This window comes from Amycolatopsis sp. NBC_00438, from assembly GCF_036026695.1.
Taxonomy (GTDB): domain Bacteria; phylum Actinomycetota; class Actinomycetes; order Mycobacteriales; family Pseudonocardiaceae; genus Amycolatopsis.
This window is the reverse complement of record NZ_CP107923.1, coordinates 3,978,454-4,002,017: the sequence shown is the minus strand read 5'-3', so window position 1 is coordinate 4,002,017 and position 23,564 is coordinate 3,978,454. Positions and strand designations below refer to the sequence as shown.

The following is a 23,564-nucleotide window of genomic DNA, read 5'->3' as shown; positions in this document are numbered from 1 at the left end:
GTCAGCGGATGAAGCTCACCTCCGGGTAGGCGGGCGACGGCGCGGCCAGCAGGGGCTGGGTCCGGCAGCGCAGGTGCTGCTCGAAGAACGCCCCGGCGTAGGCCCGCGTGATCGCCAGCGCGCGGGTCCCCTCGATCGACGCGCCGATGTCGACGCCCAGCTGGTCGGCCAGCACGCCGAGGTCGGTGAACGAGCTGTGCACCGTGCCCGACACCATGAGCCAGCGCTTCCAGCCGGTCAGGTGCGGCCAGTCGGTTTCCCAGTCGTCGTACGGGTTCGGCGTGCCCGGGGTGTAGTTGTCCATGCTGCCCAGGAACAGGAACGGCCGGGAGAGCCCGGACGCGGGCAGCGGGACGTGGGTCGAGCCGTCGATGTCGATCCCGGCCCGGATGCGCGGGTCGGCGAGCATCGCCTGCAGGGTGTTCGCGCCGCCCGCGGAGTGCCCGGCCATGCCGACCCGCTGCGGGTCGACGAGCGCGCTGCCGCGCCACTTCGGGTGCGGGCCGATCAGCTCGTCCAGCACGAACGACGTGTCGGCCGCCCGGGTCCCCGCCACCTTTTCCCAGATCCCCGGCTGGTCGTCGACCTCGCAGGCGGCGCAGCCGGTGACGTGGCCGTCGGGGAAGGTGGTGGCGCGGTTCTCGTAGGTGTGGTCGATGACGGTCACGACGTAGCCGTGGCTCGCCAGGTCCTCGGCCAGGCCGCTGAGCACGGCGCGGGGCTGGGTCCAGCCCGGTGACAGCACGACCATCGGCAGGCTGTGGCGCCGGCCGGCCGCCGGCGCGTCGACGACGGCGTTGGTCCGCACGGTGCTCAGGACGTCCAGCGGCAGCCCGGGAATGCCTTCGCGTTCGAGGTTGCGTTCGGACTCCAGCGGGGTCATGTACGGCTTCGTCGGCCCGTGTGCCGAGGTCGCCGGGTAGAAAACGGAGACCATCAGCTCCCGGTAGGGCACCGACGGCACCCAGGGATCCGGCCGTGACGTGTCCACAAGCGACAGTGAGGTGACACCGACCGGTCGGGACCCGGTCGGTCCGGGCAGGTGCGGCGTCGTGCTCGCCGCGGCGGGTGCCGCGGACAACGCGAGGCCCAACGCGGTGGCGACAACGAGTGTGCGCATGGTTCCCCCAGTGGGATCGGGTCAGGACAGGTGGCGGATGCGCCGGAAGCTGAACCAGGTGAGCAGCGCCGAAAGGGCGAGCAGCAACGCCAGTTCGAGCCACTGCAGCGGCCAGAACCGGGAACCCGGCTGGTAGGTCAGGCGCTGGTGGTAGCCGTGCGTGTCCAGCTGCGTCATGCAGGCGTCGACGCCGCGGGGGTCCGGCGGGCCGCCCTTGCCTCCCGGCCTCGGCATGCAGTTCTGCACGAAGTCGGGCAGGGGCGTGACGACGTTCCCGGCCGGGTCCACGGTTTCGTCGGCCAGCAGCCAGACGCCGGCCGGGGTTTTCACCCCGATCTCCTCGACCACCCCGTCGCCGTTCCCGGAGATGTTCGTGATGTCCGAGTCCGCGATCGAGACGTCCTGCTGCACCGCGGGCAGCAGGTACGGGCGCACGTACAACGGGACCGCGATCAGCACGGCGGCGAGCACGACGAGGGTGACGGCCATGGCGGCCACGGTCCGCCGCAGCACCATCCCGACGGCGACGCCGAGCACGAGCGCGAAGACCGCGTATCCGATCGGGACGATGCCGCGCGCGGCGAACACCACCGGCGAGATGCGGGACAGCGTTTCGCCGTCGGTCTGCGTGCTCGCGAGCGCGTCGATCGGGGACGCCCACCACGTGACCGCCAGGCTCAGCAGCCCGGCCGCCACCATCGCGGCCGGCACGCCGACCACGAGCTTGGTCGTGAGCCACCGCTTGCGGGTGATCGTCTGGTTCCAGACCAGGTTGTGCGTGCCGTGCTCCAGCTCGCGCGTGATCATCGGCGCGCCCCAGAAGAGGCCGATGGCCGCGGGCAGCAGGTACAGCGCGAGGATCGTGCCGCCGAACAGCGTGTCCTGGTCCGAGAAGTTCGTGCGGCCCACCAGGTCCGGGCCGGTGATCGCGAGGATCACGGCGATCAGGAGCAGCGCGGCGAACACCGCCAGCGCGGGGACGCGGATCTGGCGCCAGGCCAACCAGGTCATCGGAGCACCTCCAGGGCGGGACGAGCGGCGGCCGGGTTGCTCATGTACTCGAGGACGAGGTCCTCCAGGCTGAGGTGCCCGACCGTCCACACGGGATCGAGAATGGGCGCTTCGGTGCGGACGAGCACCGTGGTCTGGCGGTCGGTGTGCGTCGCGGAGACGACGTGCTGGTCCGCGGGCAGGGTGCCGACGTCGCGCAGCGGCCCGGACAGGCGGTGGTGCGTGGCGAGCAGCTCGTCGACGTCACCCATCACCCGGACCTGGGACGCCACCAGCACGACGAGGTGGTCGCAGACCCGTTCCAGGTCGTTGACCAGGTGCGAGGACATCACGACGGACAGCCCGTCCTCCGCGACCGCCTCCATCAGGACCTGCAGGAACTCCCGGCGCGCCAACGGGTCGAGCGCGGCGACCGGCTCGTCGAGCAGCAGCAGCTCGGGACGCTTCGCGAGGCCGAGGGTGAGGGCCAGCTGGGCGCGCTGGCCGCCGGACAGCTTGCCCGCGGGCTGTTTCGGGTCCAGCCCGAGCCGCTCGATCCGCTTCGTCGCGAGCGCGGCGTCCCAGCGCGGGTTGAGGTGGGCGCCGAACCGCAGGTGCTCGTCGATGGTCAGACCCGGGTAGACGGGTGTGTTCTGGGCGACGTACCCGACCTTGGCCAGCTGGTCCGGCCCGCTGCCGGGCACCCCGCCGCACACCTCGATCGTGCCGGTGGTCGGTTCGAGCATGCCGGCGGCGATGTTCAGCAGGGTCGACTTGCCGGCGCCGTTGGGGCCGACGAGCCCGGTGACGTGGCCGGCTTCGATCTCGAGCGTGCAGCCGGTCAACGCCCACTCGCGCTTGTACTTCTTGCCCAGTCCCTGGGCGCGCAGGACGGTCACGCTATGTCCTCTCTTGCGGAGTCGCGAAACGTGGACATCAACAGGGCCTCGATGCTCTCTTCGTCGAGACCGGCCTTGCGGGCCTGGGAAAGCCAGCGGTTGAGGTCGCGGCGCAACGGTCCGATCGCCGCGAACGACACGCCGTTGCCGAGCGTCCCCGTCACGAACGTCCCGACGCCGGGCCGGGCCGAGACGAGGCCGTCGTGCTCCAGCTCGCGGTAGGCCTTCAGCACCGTGTTGGGGTTGATCGCGAGGTCCGCGACCACGTCCTTGACCTTCGGGAGCTGGTCTCCCTCGCTCAGCAGGCCCAGCCGCAGCGCGTGCCGCACCTGCTGGACCAGCTGCTGGTACGGCGACAGGCCCGACCGGGCGTCCAGGTGGAATTCGATCATCGGCAACTCCATTTAACTAGGTGACTAGCACTATAGCTAAACAGGAGACGCCGGCGCCAGTGCCCCCGTGTCTCATAGTGAGACCCGGGCGCTACGGTGCTCTGTGTTGTGATCGGAAGATCTTGCCGCGCAACGAAACGGGGTGCCGGATGCCGGACGTCATGAACGGGTCTCGCCTGGCCGGGGCGGCGGACGACGTGCCGCAGGCCGAGGACGAGACGCACCTGGTGTGCCTGGAACGCGCACGGCGTGCGCTGGCCCCGGCCGGCTGGCGGATCGACGACGTCACGGAGGAGTGAGGCCTGACGCGGACCGGCGGTGCACCTCGGCACCGGAACCCTCATCACCACGCACGAGAAGGTGCCCCGACGTGGTTCGGGAGCCGGTCGCGCTGCCGATCCTCAGCCGGAAAACCGCTCCAGCTCGGCCGCGGAAAAGTAGTTCTGGGTGACGTCGCTGACGCGTACCAGGTACTTGTCGCGTTTGCTGTCGAAGTGGACGACGGTGCCGACGTTGCCCGACATCGTCTTGCCGGTGACCCGGACGGTCTCGCCGATCTCGAACTCAGCCATGATCGTCATGGTAGCCAAGGTGGGCGGCCGTCTCCGATCGCTCGGTCCGGTGATTCCCTCTCGACCGGCCCGGGATCGGTGAGCCGCGGTGACACCGGCGCGGGGCCCGCTTCTTTAGGGTCCGGCCCAAGGTGGTGACCTCGGTCAGCGTCTTGGGGACGCCGGCACCGACGGAGGCGATCAGGGCACTCATCAGCTGGCGGCCCTTGCCGCGGTCTGGTTCGCGGTAGGCCGCGATCATCCGCTGGTGGATTCCCCAGGTGGCCTCGACCTCGACGTGCCGGTCGTCGGCGAACAGGCGGGTGAGCCGGTCGATCTGCTTGTCCGCGAGCAGGCCGGTGCCGGTATGCCGGGGCAGCCGGGTGGGCCCGGTCCCGGAACGGATGCCGGTCAGGTCGATGATCACCGTGACGTAGCAGCCGCGGCGCCGGCACCACCGCTCATCGCTGTCGGCGGGCTCAACGACCCGGCACGCCAAGACCGCCCGGTCGGACTCGTGGTGTTGCCCGGTGACTTCGAGCCCGAGCTCGTCCAGACGGCAGAACGCCGTCAGATCGGCATGGCCGAAGCGTGCATCGACAGCGACACCGGTCGCGTCGGGCACGTCGAGGTCTTCCGTGTGGGTGGCGTAGGAACCGTCATCCGCGGGAGACCTCGATGTAGCGGCCACGAATTGCCGGTCGAGGTCCAGGTCGAACGTTTCCCGGCCGACGAGTCGTCATGAAATGAACCGGTGGATGGCCTCGTCGGCGTGGTCCTGAAACGACGGGTTGGCCAGGTTGGGGAGGAAGTCTGTTTGGTTGACCATGGGACCGTTCAGCTTGTTGGCCGCGCTGGCGTAGAACGCGCCGCTCGACAGGGCGGGATCGGTGACGCCGTCGACCAGTCGCTTCGCACCCACGTCAAGTTTGTGCGCGAGACCCAGGGCGGGCATGACGTATTTGGCCGCTATGCGCATCGGCAATGGGAGGTCACTGGCTGCTTGGGTGCCGGTGGTGTTGCCAGGGCTCACGGTGACGAAGCGGTGGTCGGGGTGCCGGCGGGCCAGGTAACCCATCCAGAGCGCCCCGATGTACTTGGCCTGCCCGAAGGCGAGGTTGAAGTCGGGCTTCCCGCCGGCGAAGTAGCTGCCGTCGATGACGGTGGCGAGTTCGTCGGTTGAGGTCGAGACGAACGAGGGTCCCTTCATCCGCAACTTCGGGACCCCCCTGATTGCTTCACTTCCCGCGAAGACCGCGACCTCACCAAGCCGGCCCTCGGCCAAGAGACCTTCGAGGAGGACGACATGGCCAAGGACGCTCGTCGCGAACACGGTGGTGACCCCGTCGGCGGTCAGTTCCATCGACTGCGGGCCGATGACACCAGCGTTCATGACCAGCGCGTCGATGGATCCGTCGATGGCCTCGATGCCTACGCGAACCGACCCCAGGTCGGCGACGTCCATGATGACGACGTCGAAGATGCGCCGACCCGTCGCGACTTCAAGCTCGGCCTTTGCCGCTATCGCCCGATCTTTGTTCCGACACGCCAGGTAGATCCGCGCAGTCTCGGGACGTAATGCCAGTTGCCGGGCCACCTCTTTGCCAAGTCCGGCGTTGGCGCCCGTGATGAGCACCGTCTTTCCTTGGAGCGCACTCATTCGGATTCCTTCTTCTCGTCTGTGGGTGTGGGTGCAGGGCCGTGTCACGGTCGGAAAACCGCACGAGCACCCCTGAACTGAGCGAGCCGTCGCCGTGCAGGACTTCCCATTTACCGGCGGCGATCACCTCACCTCCATGCTCGTGGGCCGTCCGACCAGCAGTAGGGGCATATTTCTCGCGGAAGACGACCGCCGCAACGCGTTCCTCACGCTCGGCTACGCCACCTCCTGGCGCGAGCGTTGCGGGCTGCTTCCCACTCCCGTCCGAGACGGCTTCCGTCATCCGGTCGCGTGTCGGGGCCGGCGGCAACGGTGTTGCCTCAGACACCTCGTCGAGCCCGTGACCAGAGCAGATTGCCGCTTATGTCCGTCACTCGTTGCCCGGCCCTCTCCTCGCGGAAACTGGGTTGCACGACTCACTATGCCGACCCAGGACTGGGTTGTCAAACTCAGAATCTGTTAGTGTGGGCGCATGAACGACGAGACGATCGACCGGCCGAGGCTGACCCCCAAGGGGGCACGCACCCGGGCGCGGATAGTGGAGGCTGCGGCCGCGCTGATCCATGCGCGCGGGGTGGCGAACACCACCTTGGAAGACGTCAAGGTGGCGGCCGAAGTCAGCGGCTCTCAGATGTACCACTACTTCCCCGACAAGAACGAGCTCCTCCAGGCGGTCATCGTCTATCAGGCCGACTCCATCGTCGGTCGCAACAGGATCGCGCTCAGCGGCGCGCACGGAGTCGAGGCCTGGCGGAACATGGTGATCAGCGCCGCGAGGAGAACCAAGGCAAAGGGGGGCTGCCAACTTGGCTCGCTCGTCGGTCAACTCGCCGAGACCGACCCCGAAGCCCGAGCGCTGATCGCCGCAGGGTTCGACCAGTGGTCGGCCACGATCGCCGAAGGACTCAGATCCCTTCGTGCCGATGGGGAGCTGCAGTCCGACATCGACCCAGACGACCTCGCCATCACTCTGCTCGCCACGCTCGAAGGTGGACTTCTCCTCGCCCAGGTGGTCGGGAACAGCCGCCCCTTCGAAACCGCGATCGATACCCTCCTTGCCCTTGCCGTCCAGACTTGAGCCCGAACCCGGCCGGCGCCTCGCTTCGAGCCCGACGAGTAGCCCCGAGTACTACCGTGACCCCACGCACCTTGCGAGATCCATGCGCCCGGCACTTGGCGGCACGGCCAGGCGACCTCAAGTTTTCGTGCACTGGCGAGGTCCTTTAAATCGGCAGCGTGAGCCACTTCCGACCTCGGAGGACCTCGGCCGCCACCCCGCCACCGACGCCCCCACCAGCCCTACACCCTCACCTGCGAAGAGCCCCGAAAGGCCGGTCGTGCCAGGTGGTGGACGCGCCGTGACGGGGGTGCGGGCACGTCGTGGTCGGCGTGCTGACACCCGCCTGACGGGAGCGGACCGCGTCCGACGCCCCGGCGACGCTCACCGGAGCCTGCCCGCGCGCAGGACGTAGGCGTCCAGCGCCAGCGGGCGGACGTCGGTCAGCTCGAAACCCGCACCGGCCAGCAGCGCGCGGTAGTGGGACTCGGTGCGTTCGCGGCCGCCGACGTTGCACAGCATGTGGATGTCCCACGGCACCGCGAGGGACGCGGTCCCGCTCTCCTCGGGCAGCAGGCGCTCGACGATCAGCAGTTCGGCGTCGCCGGGCATGCCCTCGGCGCAGGTGGTGAGGATGGTGTGGCAGCGCTCGTCGTCCCAGTCGTGCAGGACGCGGGACAGCAGGTAGACGTCGCCGCCGGCGGGGACGGCTTCGGTGAAGTCGCCGGGCACGAGGGTGCAGCGCGTCGCGTGCTTCTCCAGCGCGGGCCCGGCGACGGCCAGGGCTTCCGGGCGGTCCATGAGGACGCCGGTGACCGCCGGGTGGGCGTCGAGGACGCGGGACAGCAGGGCGCCGTTGCCGCCGGCCACGTCGACGACGACACGCGCGGCCGAGAGGTCGACGACGCGGGTGAGCTCGGCGAACATCGCGTTGCTGGCCGCCATCGACCGGTGGAACAGGTCCGCCAGCTCGGGATTCGCGGCCAGGTGGGCGAAGTGGTGCGCGCCGAAGACCTTCGCGAACGACTCGTCGCCGGTGCGGACGGCCTCGGTGAGCGCGGCGAAGGACCGGTAGAACGGACCGCCGTACATCAGGGCGAGCGCCGCCATGGTGCCCTCGACGTCCGAGCGCAGCAGCGTGCCCGTCTCGGTGAGCACGTGGCCCGTGGCGGTCGCGCGGACGACGCCGAGGGTGGCCAGGTAGCGCAGGAGCCGGCCCAGGCTCTCGGAGTCGGTGCCGGTCGCCAGGGCCAGCGCGCCGAGGTCGGCCGTCGTGGCCAGGTGGTCCGGCAGGCGCAGCTCGACGGCCGTCGAGACGGCCTGGGTGGCCCAGGCGCCGGTCAGCAGCCCGAGCAGTTCGGTGCCGGGCTCGGACTCGCGCCGGTGCGCGGCGAGCACCCGCGGGAACTCGCCCGCGCAAAGCAGTTCCAGCCGCCGGTAGGCCGGCGCGGGGTGGTGCGCGTCGCGGAAGTAGAGCACGGTGGCGTCTTCGTGGCCGTTGTAGCCGCCGCCGTCCGGGCGCAGCTGCCCGGCGATCGCCGCGCGGAGTCCATTGAGGACGATCGGGTCGGCCCGGGGGACGGCGAGCGCGAAGTGGTCTTCCCGGCCGTGCCGGCGCTCGTCGGCGGCGATGTGCGCCAGTTCCGGCGGGGTGACCAGGACGAAGATCTCCAGCGCGCACGGCCGGCCGGCGCGGTCGGTGACCGGGGCGCGCAGGATGCCGACCGTCAGGTCCTCGGCGGGCACGCCGTGGCGGCGGGCGATCCGCTCCCGGACGACGACGCTGTGGCTCATCAGCCCGGTTTCGAAGCCGTGGCGGGCGAGTTCCTCGCCGAGGCCGTCCAGCGTGCCGGGGAAGACGAGCAAGCCGACGTGCGAGAAGGGCGCGTGCGCGGCCAGCGCCGCGCGTTCGGCGGCGGGCAGCGACGGCAGGGCCGCCGCGAGCACCGAAGCGGTGTCGCTGACGCGGAGGAGGTCCCGCGCCGTGGTGAGGCGGTCGAGGTCCTCGGGGGCGAGCGCGGGGGCGAGCGTCGCGGTCATGGGCACTCCTGTTGCTCAGATGCCGACGTAGTTCTCGGCGAAGAAGTCTTGGTGCGCGCGGGATTCGCGCAGGTTGTCGAGCCGGGTGCGGCGCAGGGCGGACCCGAAGGGCCCGCCGCCGGCCGGGTCGTGGAGGAGGCCGATCATCCAGTGCGAGAACTCCTGCGCCCGCCAGATGCGGGGCAGGCAGGTGCGGGAATACGCGGCGAGGGCGTCCTCGTCGTCCCGCAGGAGCGCGTCCGCGAGCGCGGCGGCCAGCACCTCGGCCGCCATGATCGCCAGGTTGGCGCCCTTGGCGGCCGACGGGCTGATCAGGCTGGCGGCGTCCCCGACGAGGAACAGCCTGCCGTGCCGCAGCGGGTCGACGACGTCGGAGCGCAGGCGCACGATCCGGCGTTCGGTGACCGGTCCTCGCCGCAGCTCGCCGAACCGCCCGGTGCGCATGCGGACGGCCAGTTCGGCCCAGATCCGCTCGTCGGTCCAGGCCGCGGCGTCGTCGCCGGGCGGCACCTGGAGGTAGTAGCGGGTCACCGACGGGCTGCGCGCCATGTGCCCGGCGAACCCGCGTGTAGGTGACCGCCGGCATGCTCTGGGGCGCCTCGGCGAGCACGGCCAGCCAGGAGATGCCGTGGTCGCGGGCGCAGCGGGCGGGCGCCGGGACGGCCCGGCGGGTGACGCCGTTGCTGCCGTCGCAGCCCGCGAGGAACCGGGCGCGCACCTCGCCGGTGCGCCCGTCGTCGTCGCGGAAGCGGACGGTCGCCGTCTCGGTGTCGACGTCGGTGACGGTCACGCCGAAGCGCAGTTCGCCGCCGCGGGCGAGGTATTCCTCGACGAGATCGGTGACGAGCCGGTGCTGCGGGTAGACGGTGTGCTGCTCGCCGCGGCCGAGCCGGTCGTACCGCAGCTCGAATTCGCCGCTGTCGTCGCGGAAGGCGCAGGTGCCGTGCGTGCTGCCGTCGCGCAGCATTCCGGCGCCGAGGCCGTGCTCGGTAAGCACCCGCGCGCTGTTCGCGCCGAGGAACCCGGCCCGCGCCCGGGCCTGCACCCGGTCCCGGCCGCCGCGTTCGAGGACGAGCGTGTCGATCCCGGCGGCGCGCAGCAGGTTGGCGAGCACCAGCCCGGCCGGTCCCGCGCCGACGATGAGCACCGATGTCCGATCGGCCATGAGTTCCCGGCCCGTTCCTTCCCGAAGACGGGCGGCCCGCTCGGGCCGCCCGGGGGCAGACCTAACCAGGCCCGTGCGCGCGCGGCCCGCGTGTCGGACCTCGTGGCGCGATTGATCACCCATACGGGGATCGTCCGTCCGAAGAGGACGGCGGCCCGGGCCGCCGGGACAGCGACGCCGAGTCCGACCGGCGAATCCGCTTTTCCCGCGAATTTGTCACACGTGGTCCCCGGCAATTCTTTTTTGTAACGCGCGGTTCCGGATCGCAGATACAGCTGTCCGTGAGCGAACGCCGAACCAGCCGACGCGAGCTGCCGTGACCGAGCTGCGCGCGGCGGGCTCGCGGGCCGTCCTGATCGGGACCGGCTGCGCGACCGGTGGTTCCGGCGCGGCCGGGCTCGACGGCGTCCCGGCGGTGGCGGCGACGGTGACCGACCTCGCCGCCGTCCTGGTCGAGCGGTGCGGGATGGCGGCGGGGAACGTCCGGGTCCTGCTCGACCCGGCGCTGCCGTTCGACGTCGGGGCCGCGCTGGCCGAGGAGACCCGGCACGCGGAGGACGCGCTGGTGGTCTTCTTCTGCGGCCACGGCCTGGTCAGCCTCGACGGCGAGCTGTACCTGGCCACCGCCGCCACCGACACGCGCGCCGGGTACCTGGCCCACACCGCCGTCGCGTACGGCCAGCTGCGCAACGCCGTGCTGGCCAGCCCGGCCCGGGTGAAGATCGTGATCCTGGACTGCTGCTACTCCGGACGCGCGTTCGCGACGCTGGGGGACACGGCCGGCCCCGAAGCGACCGGCCTTTCGCGCATCCACGGCGGTTACGTGCTGACGGCGGCCGGCGCCAACGAGGCGGCGCTGGCGCCGCCGGGGGAGCGGTACACCGCGTTCGGCGGCGCGCTGATCCGGCTGCTGACCGAGGGCGATCCCGACGGCCCGCGCGAACTGACGTTGCAGCACGCGCACACCTACCTGCGGGAAATGCTGCCCGCGCGCGGATTCCCCCGGCCGCGCCGCCTGGCGACCGAATCGGCCGACGGCTTCGTCCTCGCGCTCAACCCCGCGTACCGGCTCGCCGAAACCGAAGCCGAAACCGACGCCCGTCCGGCCGGCCCCGGTGGCGAGGACGTCTGCCCGTACCGCGGGCTCGCCGCGTTCGACACCCGTGACACGCCCTGGTTCTTCGGCCGCGCCGACGAGACGCGCACGCTGCTCGACCGGATCGCGAAGGCGCGGCCCGGCGATCCGCCGCTGACGCTGGTCGGGCCCTCGGGCGTGGGCAAGTCGTCGCTCCTGCGCGCCGGGGTGGTCGCCGGTGCCGCCGCGGGTGCCGAGCCCCGGGACCCCGTCGTCTTCACGCCGGGGCCGCGGCCGCTGGTGGCGCTGTACGAAGCCGTGGCCGGCCGCCGCGGGAGCGAACGCCTGCTGCTGGTTGTGGACCAGCTCGAGGAGATCTTCACCGAATGCGCCGACCGGCAGGAACGCGACAGCTTCGTGGAGACCCTCACGGCCGGACCGGGTGGCGACGGGCTGCTGGGCGACGCGGTCGTGGTGCTCGGCCTGCGGGCCGACTTCTACCGGCACTGCCTGGCCTACCCCGGGCTGCGGCACGCGCTCGAGACCGACCAGGTCCTGCTCGGCCCGCTCTCGGGCGCCGAACTCGCCACCGCGGTCCAGGCACCCGCCGCGGCCGCCGGGCTGACCCTGCAGGCCGGGCTGGCGCAGATCGTGCTGCAGGACGTCCGGGACCAGGCCGAGGCGCTCGCGGCGGACAAGGGCACCGAGCTCGACCTGCAGCAGGGTGAGGTACTGCCCCTGTTGTCGCACGCGTTGCGCGAAACCTGGGCGCGGCGCCAGGGCCGCCTGCTCACCGTGACCGGGTACGCGAACGCCGGCCGCGTCGCCCGCGCCGTGGAGACGTCGGCCGAGCGGGTGCACGACGCCCTCGACGAATCCGGTCGCGCGGTGCTCCGCGCGCTGGCGCTGCGGCTGGCGTCGGTGCAGCAGGGCATGGCCATCACCCGCCGGCTGGTGGCGCGGGACACGCTGGTCGGCGAGGTCGCGCCGGAGCACCGGCCGACCGCCGGACGCGTCCTGGACGCGCTGGGCGCGAGCGGACTGCTGGTGGCGGAGGGGGACGCCGTCGGCCTGGCGCACAGCGCGGTCCTGCGCGCCTGGCCGCGGCTGCGGACGTGGCTGGAAGACGGCCGCCAGTCACTGCTGGTGCGCCGGCGGCTGGCCACGGCGGCGCAGCGGTGGCACGACGAGAACCGGCGTCGCGGGCTGCTGTACCGGGGCACCCAGCTGACCGTCGCCGGCGCGCTGGCCGAGCAGGGGGACACGCCGCTGCCCGCGCCGTCGCGGGCGTTCCTCGACGCGAGCACGGCCCGGCGCCGCCGGGTCCGCCGGCGGCGCGCGGTGGCCGTCGCCGCCGTGGCCGTGGCCGGTGCGTCGGCCGTGGTCTACCAGGGCGTGTTCCAGGCGGAGGAGGGGTGCCCGGCCGGGCTGCAGACCTCCAGCAGTGTCTCCTTCGGCGACGAATGTGTCGGCGTGACGGCGGGAACGTACGTGTTCCGGCCGGAACTGGCCGCGGTCGAGGGCCGGATCGCCCACGAGAACGACCGCGTCGGCACCCCGGCCGTCACGGTGGCCCTGCTGGCGCCGTTCCCGGTGGCGGAGGGCGGCATCTTCACCGTGGACTCGATGCGACGTCAGCTGGAAGGTGCCCACACGGCCCAGCTCGCGGCGAACCGCGCCGGCGCGAACGTCCGGCTGGTGCTGGCGAACGAGGGGGCGTCGGAAGGCGCGTGGGAACCGGTGGTCGGCCGGCTGGGCGCCATGACCGCCGACCCGGCACCCCTGGTGGGGGTGATCGGCATGGGTGTCAGTTCGGCGGAGACCCTCGACGGTGCCCGCGTCCTCAGCGACCGCGGCCTGCCCGTCGTGGCCGGGCTCGTCACCGCCGACAACTTCGACCAGCCCGTCGTCCCGGGCCTGCTCCGGGTCCGGCCGAGCAACCGGCAGCTGGCCGCGGCGATGGCCCGGTACGTCCAGGCCCAGGGGACCCGACGCCCGGCGATGCTCGTCGGCGACACCGGGCCCGGCGCCCTCTACGCCCAGACGCTGACGGCCGACATCCGGGCGGCGGTCCGCCCGCACGTGGCGTCGATGGACGTCTTCGGCTACCTGGGTTCCCGCAACAAGGTGCCCGCCACCTTCGGCGTCGTCGTCAACGGGATCTGCGTCGGGCGGCCCGCCTCCGCGTTCTTCGCCGGGCAGCAGGAGGACCTCACCCGGTTCCTCGACACGCTCGCCGCGCGCAACTGCGGCCCGATCGAAGTGCTCGCCCCGGAACCCGGCGACGGCCTCCTCGACCCGGCGCGGCGGACCCGGCTCGCGGCCGCGCGGATCACGGTCACCGCGTTCGTCCCGGCGGGCTGGTCGGCGCTCGGGCCGCGGCCCGGGAACCCGGCCCGCTACCAGCGCTACCTGGACGACTTCGGCCGCGCCGGGTTCGACCAGGCCGGCGCCGCGACCGGGGAGGCCGTCTCCCAGCACGACGCGATGGCCACGCTGACCACCGCGATCGCCGCGGCCCGGTCGAGCGGGCAGGCCGTGGACGCGCGGGCGGTCACGGCCCAGCTGGCGAACCTCCAGGGCCCGCTGTCGGTCCCCGGGGCCGAGGAAGACCTCGGCTTCACCGAACAGGGCACCCCGGCGCACCGGACGATCGCGATCGTCCGCTACGCCGACGGGCAGCCGCCGCAGACCATCGGCGTCGACCACACCGAATAGGAGTCCACTGTGGACCTGACCCTCCGGATCACCGCCGGCGACCCCGTCGGGGAACTGAGCTCCCTGAACGACTGGCTGGCGGCCGACGACCGGTTCGCCGTCCGCGTGCTCCGGGGGACCGGGGCGCCGGGCACCCTGGCCGCGGGACTGCCCGAGGCCCTCGCGGTCGCCCTCGCGCCCGGCGGCGTCGCCACCGCGATCGCGACGGTGCTCGTCACCTGGATCCGGCACCGGACGGGCGCGGTGAAGATCACCGGCACCCGCCCGGACGGCACCACGTTCGCGCTCGAGGCCACCCACGTGAAAGACCTCGACGCGGCCGGGGTCCGGGAGCTGACCGAGAAGATCGTGAGGGCGCCCGCGTTGCCGGACGTCCGGTCCGAGTAGCGGCCACCGGCGAGGCGGCGGCAGAAGTACGGAGTGCGCAAGGCGCCCGGACGGCTCGAAGCCGTGAGACGCATCCGTCGTGCAGGCGGGGGCATCGGTTCTGCGAGCCGGAGACACGAGGGTGTTGGTCTCTGACGGCCTGTCCGCCGAGTCCGGTACTTCGGGCAACTGGTCACGAAACGGTTAATTTCCCCAAGCCGACTGCAACCGGAATCCCCGTTCGGGCGATACACGACCGCCTGGGAAGGGGACCGGTATGGCTTTGGGAAAACTTCGCGCACTCCGTCACGCGTTGGTGGCGGCGGTGCTGACCGGGGCGTTACTGCCCGTCGTGTCGACCGGGGTGGCGGCGGGGGCGCTCCCGTCGGGCTTCGTGCTGCAGGACACCGACACCGGATTGGGTCAGTACCAGCTGACCGACTTCACCTATCTGCCCGACGGTTCCGTCCTCGCCACCGCCAAGGACGGCCGGGTCCGGTGGCTGCCGGTGAGCGGGACCGGCAGGACGATCGCGACGCTGCCGACGCGGTCGGTCAGCGACCTCGGGCTGGTCGGCGTCGCCGTCGCGCCCGACTACGCGACGTCGCACAACGTCTACCTGACGCGGTCGGTCAACGTCACCGGCGGCTTCGTCATGCGGCTGTCGCGGTTCACGGTCGGCCTCGACGCGGCGGGCGCTCCCGCCGCGCTGGGCGGTGAGCAGTCGCTGTTCGAGGTGCCGGGCATCTACGACGTCCACGGCATCAACGGCGTCATCGCCGCCGCGGACGGCACGCTGTGGATGTCCATCGGCGACAACGCCGACTTCGCGAAGGTGGACCCGGGCGCGCTGCGGGCCCAGGACGTCAACCAGCCCTACGGCAAGGTCCTCCACTTCACCCCCGACGGCAAGGGCGTGCCGGGGAACCCGTACTACGACGCGGCCAATCCCACCTCGACGGCGAGCAAGGTGTTCGCGCGCGGGTTCCGCAACCCGTTCCGGTTCAGCATCGACCCGAACCTCGGCCTGCCCGTCGCCGGGGACGTCGGCTGGAACAGCTGGGAAGAGGTCGACGTTGTCCAGCGCGGTGCCAACCAGGGCTGGCCGTGCTGGGAGGGCACCCACCCGACGCCGGGCTACAGCGCCCTCGCGGGCTGCGCCGGCGTGGCGAACCAGGCGCCGATCTTCGAGTACCAGCACGGGAACGGCGCGATGCAGGGCAACAGCGTCACCGGCGGGATCGTCTACAACGGATCGAGTTACCCGGCCGCCTACCGCGGATCGTTGTTCTTCGGCGACTACGTGACGCACAAGATCTGGACGATGCGGTACGACGACCAGGGCAGGCTCACGCAGGCGCCGCAGAACCCGCCGGCCTTCACCGACATCGGCGGCCCGACGAAGTTCGCGGCCGCGGCCAACGGCGACGTCGTCTACGCCGACATCCTGACCGGGAAGCTGCGCCGGCTGAGCTACACCGCCGGCAACACGGCGCCGGTGGCGAGCGCGTCGTCGACCACGGATCCGGACACCCGCACGGTCTCCTTCGACGGCTCGGCGTCCGTCGACTACGACGGCGATCTGCTGAAGTACGACTGGGACTTCGGGGACGGCACGACCGCCGCCGACGCCGGCCCGAAGGTGACCCACGCCTACGCGGCGGGCACCGAGTCGTTCACCGCGAAGCTGACCGTGCGGGACCCGCTGGGGGCGAGCGGTACGACCACTGTCGTGGTGGCGCCGGGCAACCACACCCCGCAGCTCACCCTGACCACGCCCGGCGACACCGCGACGTTCGCGGTGAACCAGCAGGTCAGCCTGAGCGGTACCGCGACGGACGCCGAAGACGGCGCCTTGCCGATCACCTGGACCTCCGCGGTGCGGCACTGCCCGAGCGAGGCGACGTGCCACTCGCACCCGGGCGCCGGCGGGACCGGGGCGAGTTTCGCGCTGCCGTTCACCGAGCACCCGGACTCCCGGCAGGAGTTCACCGCCACGGTGACCGACAGCGCCGGGGTGGCCGCGTCGAAGACCTACGTGGCGTGGCCGCGTGAGCACCGGATCACCTTGGTCAGCACGCAGCCGGCGGCGCTGAGCATCCCGGTCGAGGGCGGCGTCGGCACGGCCATGGTCGCGGAAGGCGCCACGTTCGACGTCGAGGCCGCGCCGCTGGGCATCGACGGCGTCTCGAAGTTCACCGGCTGGCAGGGCGGGCCCACGGACACCACGTGGATCGTCACCGTCGGCGCCGGCGACATGACGCTGACGGCGAACTACGCGACCCCGATCGACCAGCGTTACGACGCCGACCCGGCGTTGCGGACGAAGCTCGGCGCGCCGACCGGCACCGAGGTCACCGACGGCACGGTCCACTACCGGACCTACACGAACGGCCGGTTGTACTGGAGTGCCGTGGGCGGCACGAAGTTCCTCACCGGCCCGGTGCTGGACAAGTACCTCGCCTTCGGCGGCCACAGCGTCCTCGGCCCGCCGACGAGCGACACCGCGTCCACTCCGGACGGGGTCGCGCAGTTCAACCACTTCACCAACAACGGGAACGTGGGATCGATCTACTACACCGCCGCGACCGGCGCGCACGCGATCTTCGGTGAGATCCGCAAGAAGTGGGCGGCGCTCGACTACGAACGTGGCCTGGGCTACCCGACGACCGACGAAGCCGGCACGCCGGACGGCGTCGCCCGGTACAACCACTTCGTCAAGGGCACCAACGTCGGGTCGATCTACTACACGAGCGCGTACGGCGCGCACGCGATCTTCGGTGAGATCCGCAAGAAGTGGGCGGCGCTCGACTACGAACGCGGTCTCGGCTACCCGACGACCGACGAGACCGGCACCCCGGACGGCCTCGGCCGGTTCAACCACTTCAGCCTCGGCCACTCGATCTACTACACGGTGGCGACGGGCGCGCACGCGGTGAAGGGCGAGATCCGCAAGCGCTGGGCGGCGCTCGGGTGGGAGAACTCCTACCTGCACTACCCGAGGACCGACGAGTACGTGACGAACGGGGTGTACCGCAGCGACTTCCAGGGCGGCTACATCACGTTCACCCTCGCCGGCGGGGCGGTCGACCGCCCCTGGTGACCGCACCACGACGGTACCTGCGGGGCCGGGCCCGGCCCGGCTCCGCGGGTACCCCCGCCCGGGCGGAACACACGCGCCCGTCCGGGAGTTGAGCGTGGCATGAGTCAATTCGTGGACCGCACGATCACCGCCCTCCGCTCCGAGCACGACGTGCTCGCCGGCCTCGTCGCCACCCTCACCGACGAGCAGCTGGCCACCACCAGCGGCGCCGCGGACTGGACCGTCGCCCAGGCCCTGTCCCACCTCGGCAGCGGCGCGGAGATCGGCCGCGCGCCCATCGCCCGGGCCGCCGGCGAGACCGTGGCGGCCGAAGACAACCCGACGATCTGGGCCCGCTGGGACGGGTCCGCGCCGCGCGCGCAGGCCGAGGGCTTCGTGGAGCACAACGCCCGCTGGCTCGAAACGGTCGAGGCGCTCACGCCCGAGCAGCGCTCGTCGCTGACCGTCGACCTCGGCTTCCTGCCGGAGCCGGTCCCCCTGCTCACCGCCCTGGGCATGCGGCTCAACGAGGTGGCCAACCACTCGTGGGACGTCCGGGTGGCCTTCGACCCGGAAGCGGGCGTGGACGCCGGGTCGGCCGCGGTGCTGGTCGAGCTCCTGGCCGGGCCGGTGGGCTTCATGCTGAGCTTCCTCGCGAAGCCGGCCGAGCTCGCGGACCCGGTGTCGCTCGCGGTCCCCGGCGGCGGCCTGGTGATCGACGACGCCGTCACGGTGGTGGACCACCTCGAGTCGCCGTCCGCGACGTTCGACGGGCCGGCGGAAGCGTTCGTCCGGCTGATCAGCGGCCGGCTCAAGGCACCCTACGACAAGGGCGTCACCGTCGAAGGCAGCATCACGCTCGACGACCTGCGCCGCGTGTTCCCCGGCTTCTGACGGGAGCCGCGGGCCCGGGAGCGGCCGGGTAGTCCGTCCACACGGGACGGGCCGGGTTTCGCGCGACGGCGTTCCCGGGCCCGCGGCAGCCGACGCAGTAGGCTGGAACGAATGAGCGGGGAACCCACGGCATCGGCTCCGGAGCACTCGATGGTCGAAACCCGGCACCAGACCCGGGTGCTCACGCTGCTCCGGGACGAAGGCCCGATGTCGCGGGTCGAGCTGGGGGAGCGGCTGGAACTGCCGCGCGCCCGGGTGGGCGCCGAGGTGGCGCGGCTCGGCGAGGTCGGGCTCGTGGAGACCGCGGGACCCTCGGCCAGCCGCGGCGGGCGGCGGTCGACGCTGGTGCGGCTGGCGGGTGACCTGCGGGTGCTCGCGGTGGACGTCGGCGCGACGTCGGTCGGCGTGGCGGTGACCGACGCTTCGTGCGAGGTGCTCGCGCACACGGTCGAGGACGGTGACGTCCGGCAGGGGCCGCATCCGGTCCTGCGCCGGGTCGCTGAGCTCGCGGCGAAGGTCCGCGACGAGGCGCCCGGCCGGCTGATCGCGGCCGGCGTCGGGCTGCCGGGGCCGGTCAGCTTCGCCGAGGGGATGGCGGTCGCCCCGCCGATCATGCCCGGCTGGGACCGGTTCAACGTGCGGGACCACCTCGGCGGCCTCTGGGGCTGCCCGGTGGCGGTGGACAACGACGTCAACGCGATGGCGCTCGGGGAGCGGCACGCCGGGGTCGCCCGCTCGACCGACGACCTGATGTTCGTCAAGATCGGCACCGGGATCGGCTGCGGGATCGTGCTCGGCGGCAAGGTGTACCGCGGGGTCGCCGGCACGGCCGGGGACATCGGGCACATCCGGCTCGACGACTTCGGCCCGACCTGCGCCTGCGGCGAGGTCGGCTGCCTGGAGGCCTACTTCGGCGGGGCCGCGCTGGCGCGGGACGGGCTCGCGCTGGCCCGCAGCGGACGCTCGGCCCACCTCGCCGAGGCGGCCGCCGAACGCGGCGCGGTCACCGCCCGCGACGTCGGCCGCGCCGCCGCGGCGGGCGACTTCGGCGCGGTCAACCTGATCCGCGACGGCGGCCGGCGGCTCGGCCTCGTCGTCGCCTCGCTGGTCAGCTTCATCAACCCGGGCATGGTGGTGATCGGTGGCGGGGTGGCGCAGCTCGGGCACCAGCTGCTCGCCGAGGTCCGCAGCGCGGTGTACCGCCGCTCACTGCCGCTGGCGACCGGCAACCTCCCGATCGTGCTGTCGGAGCTCGGCGACACCGCGGGCGTGACGGGCGCCGCCTGGTCCGCGACCGACCGCGCCTTCACCCTCAGCAGCTGACACGAGCGGTCTGCCGCGGCCCTCGTGAGTGGTCAGGGCGGTTCTAACCGCCCTAACCACTCACGACAAGCCGCGGCAGGAGCCGGCCGGGACCTCCCGCTGAACGCCTGGGGATGCCTGTCGGGGTGGCGCCGGCGCCGGTTCCGGCCCGGGCGCAAGCTTCGCCAAAGTCGTGAGGGGCACCTTCAGGGACCCAGGGTCCCTGAAGGTGCCCCTCACGGCTTTCCGGCAACGGGAGCCGTCGGTGTCACCCGGTAGCTCGTGCCGTGCCCCTGGCAGACCGACGCACTCGCGCCCACGTCGGCCGGCCTGGGCGCGCTCGGCGCCCGTCCGTGTCCCATCAGTAGCGCTCGAACCCTGCAGGCTTTTGCACTTTGGATACGAAAGTATGTACGGTTTGGCGCGTCTATCCGGGTGAAAACCGGACGTACTGCTCCATCGTCACCTTGACGGGTGATGGCCGTCACCCTACTTTCGCTCTCTGGGTAACAAAGTGTGTTCAAGGCGCAACACCTGTGGGGGCATCGTGGCCGTGACCGGTACCAGGCGAGCCGACCCGGCGAGCCCGCGTACGGCGAACCTGGCCGCGGTCCTGCGGGCGTTGCGCACCGGCCCGCTGTCCCGCTCGCAGCTGGCCACCCGCTGCGGTGTCGCGAAGTCGGCGGTGCCCGGCTTGCTCGCCGAACTCGCCGAGCGGGGCCTGGTCCGGTCCGCCGGGGTCCTGCCCGGCAACGGCCGGCCGAGCCGGCTGGTCGAACTGGACGGCGAAGGCGCGTGCGCGCTGGCCCTGGGCATCGAAGCCGACCGGCTGTCGGCGGTGGTGACCGACCTGTCCGGCCGGGTCCTGGCCGAGCGGTCCGAAACCGTCGACGTCGCCGCGGCCGGGCTCCAGCGCGGTATGGACGAACTCGCCCACCTCTCGCACCGGGTGCTGTCCGGCCCGCCGGCCGGCGTGGCGATCTCGGTACCCGGGCTGGTCGACTCGGCCGCCGCGGTGCTGCGGTTCGCCCCGGCCCTGCGCTGGCGCGACGCGGAGATCGCCGGCCTGATGGCCGCCCGGCTTGGCCTGCCCGCCGAGGCGATCGCCGTGGACAACGAGGCCAACCTCGGCGCGCTCGCCGAGTCGCTCGCCGGGGTGCGCGAGCTGTTCTACCTCAGCGGCGGGACGGCGGTCGGCGGGGGACTCGTCGCGGGCGGTGCGATCCTGCGCGGCGCGCGCGGTTTCGCGGGCGAGGTCGGGCACATCGCCGTCGACCCGCACGGCGAGCGGTGTTCCTGCGGCCGGACGGGCTGCCTGGAGACCAAGGCGAACCTGGCCGCGGTCCTGCGCGCGGCGGCGGCGCCCGGCGATCCGCTGCACGATCCCGCTCTCGGCGTCGAAGGCCGGGTCGCGCTGCTGAAGCACCGCGTGCGCCGCGGCGACCAGCGCGCGGTCACGGCGGTGCACGAACTCGGCGTCGCGCTCGGCGTCGCACTGTCCACTGTGGTCGATGTGCTGGACCCGGACGTCGTCGTGCTCGGCGGCTACTTCGGGGAGCTGGGGGAGTGGCTGGTGGAACCGGTCCGCGTCGAGCTCGCCGCGCACACCCAGCCGGGCCTGCACGCCCGGGTCGTGCCGTCCGCGCTCGGTCTCGGCGCCCCGCTCCGCGGTGCCGCCCACCTGGCGGCCGACCGGATCTTCGCCGACCCCACCCTCGTCGCCGGCCCCGAGGAGGCCTCGGTATGAGCCTGCTTTCCGTGCGTGGCATCGTGAAGTCCTTCCCGGGCGTGCGCGCGCTCGACGGCGTCGACCTCGACGTCGAACCCGGCGAGGTGCACTGCCTGCTCGGGCAGAACGGCGCCGGCAAGTCGACGCTGATCAAGGTCCTCTCCGGCGCGCACCGGCCGGACGCGGGCGAGATCACCTGGCAGGGACACCGCGTCGAACTCGGTTCGCCGGTCGACGCGCTGCGCCTGGGCATCGCCACCATGTACCAGGAGCTCGACCTCGTGCCCGGGCTTTCGGTGGCGGACAACATCTTCCTCGGCCACGAGCGCGCCCGGCTCGGGTTCACCCGGATCTCGCAGGCCCGGGACGAGGCCGCCCGGCTGATGGCCCGGCTGGGCCACGCGAACATCCGGCCGTGGCACGAGGTCGGCAAGCTGTCCGCCGCGGGCCAGCAGCTGGTGTCGATGGCCCGCGCGCTGGCCCACGACGCCCGGCTGCTCGTGATGGACGAACCCACCGCCGCGCTGGCCGGCGAGGAGGTCGACAACCTCTTCCGGATCGTCGGCGAGCTGACCGCCGACGGCGTCGCCGTCGTCTACATCTCCCACCGGCTCGAGGAACTGCGCCGGATCGGGCACCGGGTGACCGTGCTCAAGGACGGCCGGACCGTCGGCACCGGGCTGCCCGCCCAGACCACGCCGACCGCCGACCTGGTCGCGCTGATGGCCGGGCGCAAGGTGGAGACGGTGTTCGGGCCGCGCCACGACGGGCACGCGGACCGCACCACGCCGCTGCTCGAAGTCGGCGGCCTGTCCCGGGCCGGGGAGTTCGACGACGTGAGCTTCACCGTCCACGCGGGCGAGGTCGTCGGCATCGCCGGCCTGGTCGGCTCGGGCCGCAGCGAACTGCTGGAGACGATCTTCGGCGCGCGCAAAGCCGACAGCGGAACCGTGACCGTCCAAGGGAAAGCGCTGACCTCCGGCAACGTCCGGGCCGCCGTCAAGGCGGGGATCGGGCTGGCCCCGGAGGAGCGCAAGAGCCAGGGCCTCCTGCTGGACCTTTCGGTGGCGCACAACGTGACCCTGGCGAGCCTTGGCCGCTACTCGAAGCTCGGGTTCACCGAACGCGCGAAGGAACTGGACGACTCCGGCGCGAGCCTGCGGCGCCTCGACCTGCGGCCCGCCGACCCGCGCCGGATCGTCCGCACGCTCTCGGGCGGCAACCAGCAGAAGGCGGTGCTGGCCCGCTGGCTGGTCCGCGGCTGCCGGGTGCTGCTGCTCGACGAGCCGACCCGCGGCGTCGACGTCGGCGCCCGCGCCGAGCTGTACCGGCTGATCGACGAGCTGGCCGCGAGCGGCGTGGCGATCGTGCTGGTGTCCAGCGAGATCCCCGAAGTGCTCGGGCTGTCCGACCGGGTGCTGGTGCTGCGCGAGGGCCGCGTCCTCGCCGACCGGCCGTCCGCCGGGCTCACCGAGGCCGGGGTGCTCGACGTGATTCTCGAGGGGAGCGCGGCATGACCGACACCGAAACGGCACCACCGAAAGCGCTGTCCGCGCCGGGGCGGCGGTTCTCCTTCCGTGCCGACCCGCGGCTGCTGGGCCTGGCCGGCGTGCTCGTCGTGCTGTGCCTGGTCGGCCAGTTCACCCGGCCCGAGCTGTTCTTCACCGAAAGCAACATCTCCACGATCCTGCGGCTGGCCGCGGCGATCGGCGTGGTCAGCGTCGGGATGACGTTCGTGATCATCAGTGGCGGCATCGACCTGTCCGTCGGCTCGATCGTCGCGTTGTCGAGCGTCTGGCTGACGACGCTGGCCACCCAGTCCTACGGCCCGTGGGTGATGGTCCTCTGTGGACTCGCCGTCGGCCTCGGGTGCGGGCTGGTCAACGGCGTGCTCGTCTCCTACGGCAAGGTCGTGCCGTTCATCGCGACGCTGGCGATGTACGTCTCGGCCCGCGGGCTCGCCGAGCGGCTCAGCGGCCGCCGCACGCAGGTCGTCGCCGACCAGGACTTCCTCACCTTCTTCCGCGGCGCGCTGCTCGGCATCCCGGTGCTGATCTGGCTGTTCGCGCTGGTGTTCGCGATCGGCTGGGTCGTGCTCAACCGCACCACCTTCGGCCGCCGGACGTTCGCGGTCGGCGGCAACATCGAGGCGTCGCGGCTGGCCGGGATCAACGTCAAGCGGCACCTCGCGCTCGTCTACGGCGTCGCCGGGCTGTGCTGCGGGATCGCCGCGCTCATGGTCGTCGCGCGGACGACGGCGGGCGCGTCCACCAACGGCATGTTCTACGAGCTCGACGCGATCGCGGCGGTGGTCATCGGCGGCACGCTGCTCACCGGCGGCCGCGGTTCGCTGATCGGCACCCTGATCGGCGTGCTGATCTTCACGGTGCTGTCCAACCTCTTCACGCTCAACAACCTGGACACCGACATCCAGAACATCGCCAAGGGCGTGATCATCGTGCTCGCCGTGCTCTTGCAGTTCCGGGCCAGGAAAGCCAGGACCGGGTCGTAGTAATCACCACCT

18 protein-coding genes and 2 pseudogenes are annotated in these 23,564 nt (G+C 72.2%); 10 read left to right on the top strand and 10 right to left on the bottom strand.

Translation table 11 applies throughout. The features are described 5' to 3' along the window. Nucleotide 1 precedes the first annotated feature (1 nt). From OG494_RS17720 to OG494_RS17705, 4 genes are read right to left on the bottom strand one after another with little or no spacing between them, the layout of a single operon-like run. The gene (locus OG494_RS17720) at nucleotides 2–1,120 is read right to left on the bottom strand and encodes an alpha/beta hydrolase family protein (protein ID WP_328457043.1); all 1,119 of its coding nucleotides are present in this window, start codon (nucleotides 1,118–1,120) and stop codon (nucleotides 2–4) included. Nucleotides 1,121–1,141: 21 nt separating this feature from the next. Next, entirely contained in the window at nucleotides 1,142–2,131 is a 990-nt protein-coding gene (locus OG494_RS17715) for a transporter (RefSeq protein ID WP_328457041.1), read from the bottom strand. Further along, nucleotides 2,128–3,009, bottom strand: a complete 882-nt coding sequence (locus tag OG494_RS17710) for an ABC transporter ATP-binding protein (RefSeq protein ID WP_328457039.1) — start codon at nucleotides 3,007–3,009, stop codon at nucleotides 2,128–2,130. The genes OG494_RS17715 and OG494_RS17710 overlap by 4 nt, the downstream gene beginning before the upstream one ends. Then, nucleotides 3,006–3,401 carry a GntR family transcriptional regulator gene (locus OG494_RS17705; protein WP_328457037.1) on the bottom strand — a complete coding sequence of 132 codons (396 nt, stop codon included), beginning with the start codon at nucleotides 3,399–3,401 and terminating at the stop codon, nucleotides 3,006–3,008. The genes OG494_RS17710 and OG494_RS17705 overlap by 4 nt, the downstream gene beginning before the upstream one ends. A gap of 161 nt (nucleotides 3,402–3,562) precedes the next feature. Between OG494_RS17705 and OG494_RS17700 the strand changes: the two genes are divergently transcribed. After that, the gene (locus OG494_RS17700; protein ID WP_328457036.1) at nucleotides 3,563–3,700 is read left to right on the top strand and encodes a hypothetical protein; all 138 of its coding nucleotides are present in this window, start codon (nucleotides 3,563–3,565) and stop codon (nucleotides 3,698–3,700) included. Between the two features lie 102 nt (nucleotides 3,701–3,802). On the opposite strand, the gene OG494_RS17695 is transcribed toward OG494_RS17700, so the two are convergent. The 3 genes and pseudogenes from OG494_RS17695 to OG494_RS17685 form a co-directional block, all read right to left on the bottom strand. Continuing rightward, entirely contained in the window at nucleotides 3,803–3,973 is a 171-nt protein-coding gene (locus OG494_RS17695) for a hypothetical protein (protein ID WP_328457034.1), read from the bottom strand. Between the two features lie 103 nt (nucleotides 3,974–4,076). After that, nucleotides 4,077–4,577, bottom strand: a pseudogene (locus OG494_RS17690) (hypothetical protein); the annotation flags it as partial. Nucleotides 4,578–4,691: 114 nt separating this feature from the next. Continuing rightward, the gene (locus tag OG494_RS17685; RefSeq protein ID WP_328457031.1) at nucleotides 4,692–5,612 is read right to left on the bottom strand and encodes an SDR family NAD(P)-dependent oxidoreductase; all 921 of its coding nucleotides are present in this window, start codon (nucleotides 5,610–5,612) and stop codon (nucleotides 4,692–4,694) included. 472 nt (nucleotides 5,613–6,084) lie between these two features. Here OG494_RS17685 and OG494_RS17680 point away from each other — a divergent pair, with 472 nt between their 5' ends. Continuing rightward, entirely contained in the window at nucleotides 6,085–6,690 is a 606-nt protein-coding gene (locus tag OG494_RS17680; protein ID WP_328457029.1) for a TetR/AcrR family transcriptional regulator, read from the top strand. Nucleotides 6,691–7,053: 363 nt separating this feature from the next. Here OG494_RS17680 and OG494_RS17675 read toward each other — a convergent pair whose 3' ends face one another. The 3 genes and pseudogenes from OG494_RS17675 to OG494_RS17665 form a co-directional block, all read right to left on the bottom strand. Further along, nucleotides 7,054–8,709 (bottom strand): methyltransferase, encoded by a 1,656-nt coding sequence (locus OG494_RS17675; protein WP_328457027.1) that lies wholly within the window; start codon nucleotides 8,707–8,709, stop codon nucleotides 7,054–7,056. 15 nt (nucleotides 8,710–8,724) lie between these two features. Beyond that, nucleotides 8,725–9,258: an FAD-dependent monooxygenase gene (locus tag OG494_RS17670; RefSeq protein WP_328457025.1), complete on the bottom strand. Its 534-nt coding sequence runs from the start codon at nucleotides 9,256–9,258 to the stop codon at nucleotides 8,725–8,727. Nucleotides 9,259–9,352: 94 nt separating this feature from the next. Continuing rightward, nucleotides 9,353–9,874 (bottom strand): annotated as a pseudogene (locus tag OG494_RS17665) (FAD-dependent monooxygenase); the annotation flags it as partial. A gap of 316 nt (nucleotides 9,875–10,190) precedes the next feature. Between OG494_RS17665 and OG494_RS17660 the strand changes: the two are divergent. From OG494_RS17660 to OG494_RS17625, 8 genes are all read left to right on the top strand, one after another. Beyond that, nucleotides 10,191–13,667: a caspase, EACC1-associated type gene (locus tag OG494_RS17660; protein ID WP_328457023.1), complete on the top strand. Its 3,477-nt coding sequence runs from the start codon at nucleotides 10,191–10,193 to the stop codon at nucleotides 13,665–13,667. 9 nt (nucleotides 13,668–13,676) lie between these two features. After that, the gene (locus OG494_RS17655; protein ID WP_328457021.1) at nucleotides 13,677–14,054 is read left to right on the top strand and encodes an effector-associated constant component EACC1; all 378 of its coding nucleotides are present in this window, start codon (nucleotides 13,677–13,679) and stop codon (nucleotides 14,052–14,054) included. 256 nt (nucleotides 14,055–14,310) lie between these two features. Then, a complete protein-coding gene (locus OG494_RS17650; RefSeq protein WP_328457019.1) occupies nucleotides 14,311–17,136 on the top strand; it encodes a PQQ-dependent sugar dehydrogenase in 2,826 nt (941 codons plus the stop codon). Between the two features lie 99 nt (nucleotides 17,137–17,235). Then, nucleotides 17,236–18,009 (top strand): maleylpyruvate isomerase family mycothiol-dependent enzyme, encoded by a 774-nt coding sequence (locus OG494_RS17645; protein WP_328457017.1) that lies wholly within the window; start codon nucleotides 17,236–17,238, stop codon nucleotides 18,007–18,009. 150 nt (nucleotides 18,010–18,159) lie between these two features. Then, nucleotides 18,160–19,332: an ROK family transcriptional regulator gene (locus OG494_RS17640; protein ID WP_328458962.1), complete on the top strand. Its 1,173-nt coding sequence runs from the start codon at nucleotides 18,160–18,162 to the stop codon at nucleotides 19,330–19,332. A 526-nt stretch (nucleotides 19,333–19,858) separates the two neighbouring features. Beyond that, complete coding sequence (locus OG494_RS17635; protein WP_328457015.1) at nucleotides 19,859–21,058, top strand: ROK family transcriptional regulator; 1,200 nt, start codon at nucleotides 19,859–19,861, stop codon at nucleotides 21,056–21,058. Continuing rightward, nucleotides 21,055–22,557, top strand: coding sequence for a sugar ABC transporter ATP-binding protein (locus OG494_RS17630; protein ID WP_328457013.1), 1,503 nt, complete (start codon nucleotides 21,055–21,057; stop codon nucleotides 22,555–22,557). The genes OG494_RS17635 and OG494_RS17630 overlap by 4 nt, the downstream gene beginning before the upstream one ends. Beyond that, on the top strand, nucleotides 22,554–23,552 hold the full coding sequence (locus OG494_RS17625; RefSeq protein WP_328457011.1) for an ABC transporter permease: 999 nt from the start codon (nucleotides 22,554–22,556) through the stop codon (nucleotides 23,550–23,552). Before OG494_RS17630 ends, OG494_RS17625 begins: the two co-directional genes overlap by 4 nt. Nucleotides 23,553–23,564: the final 12 nt, after the last annotated feature.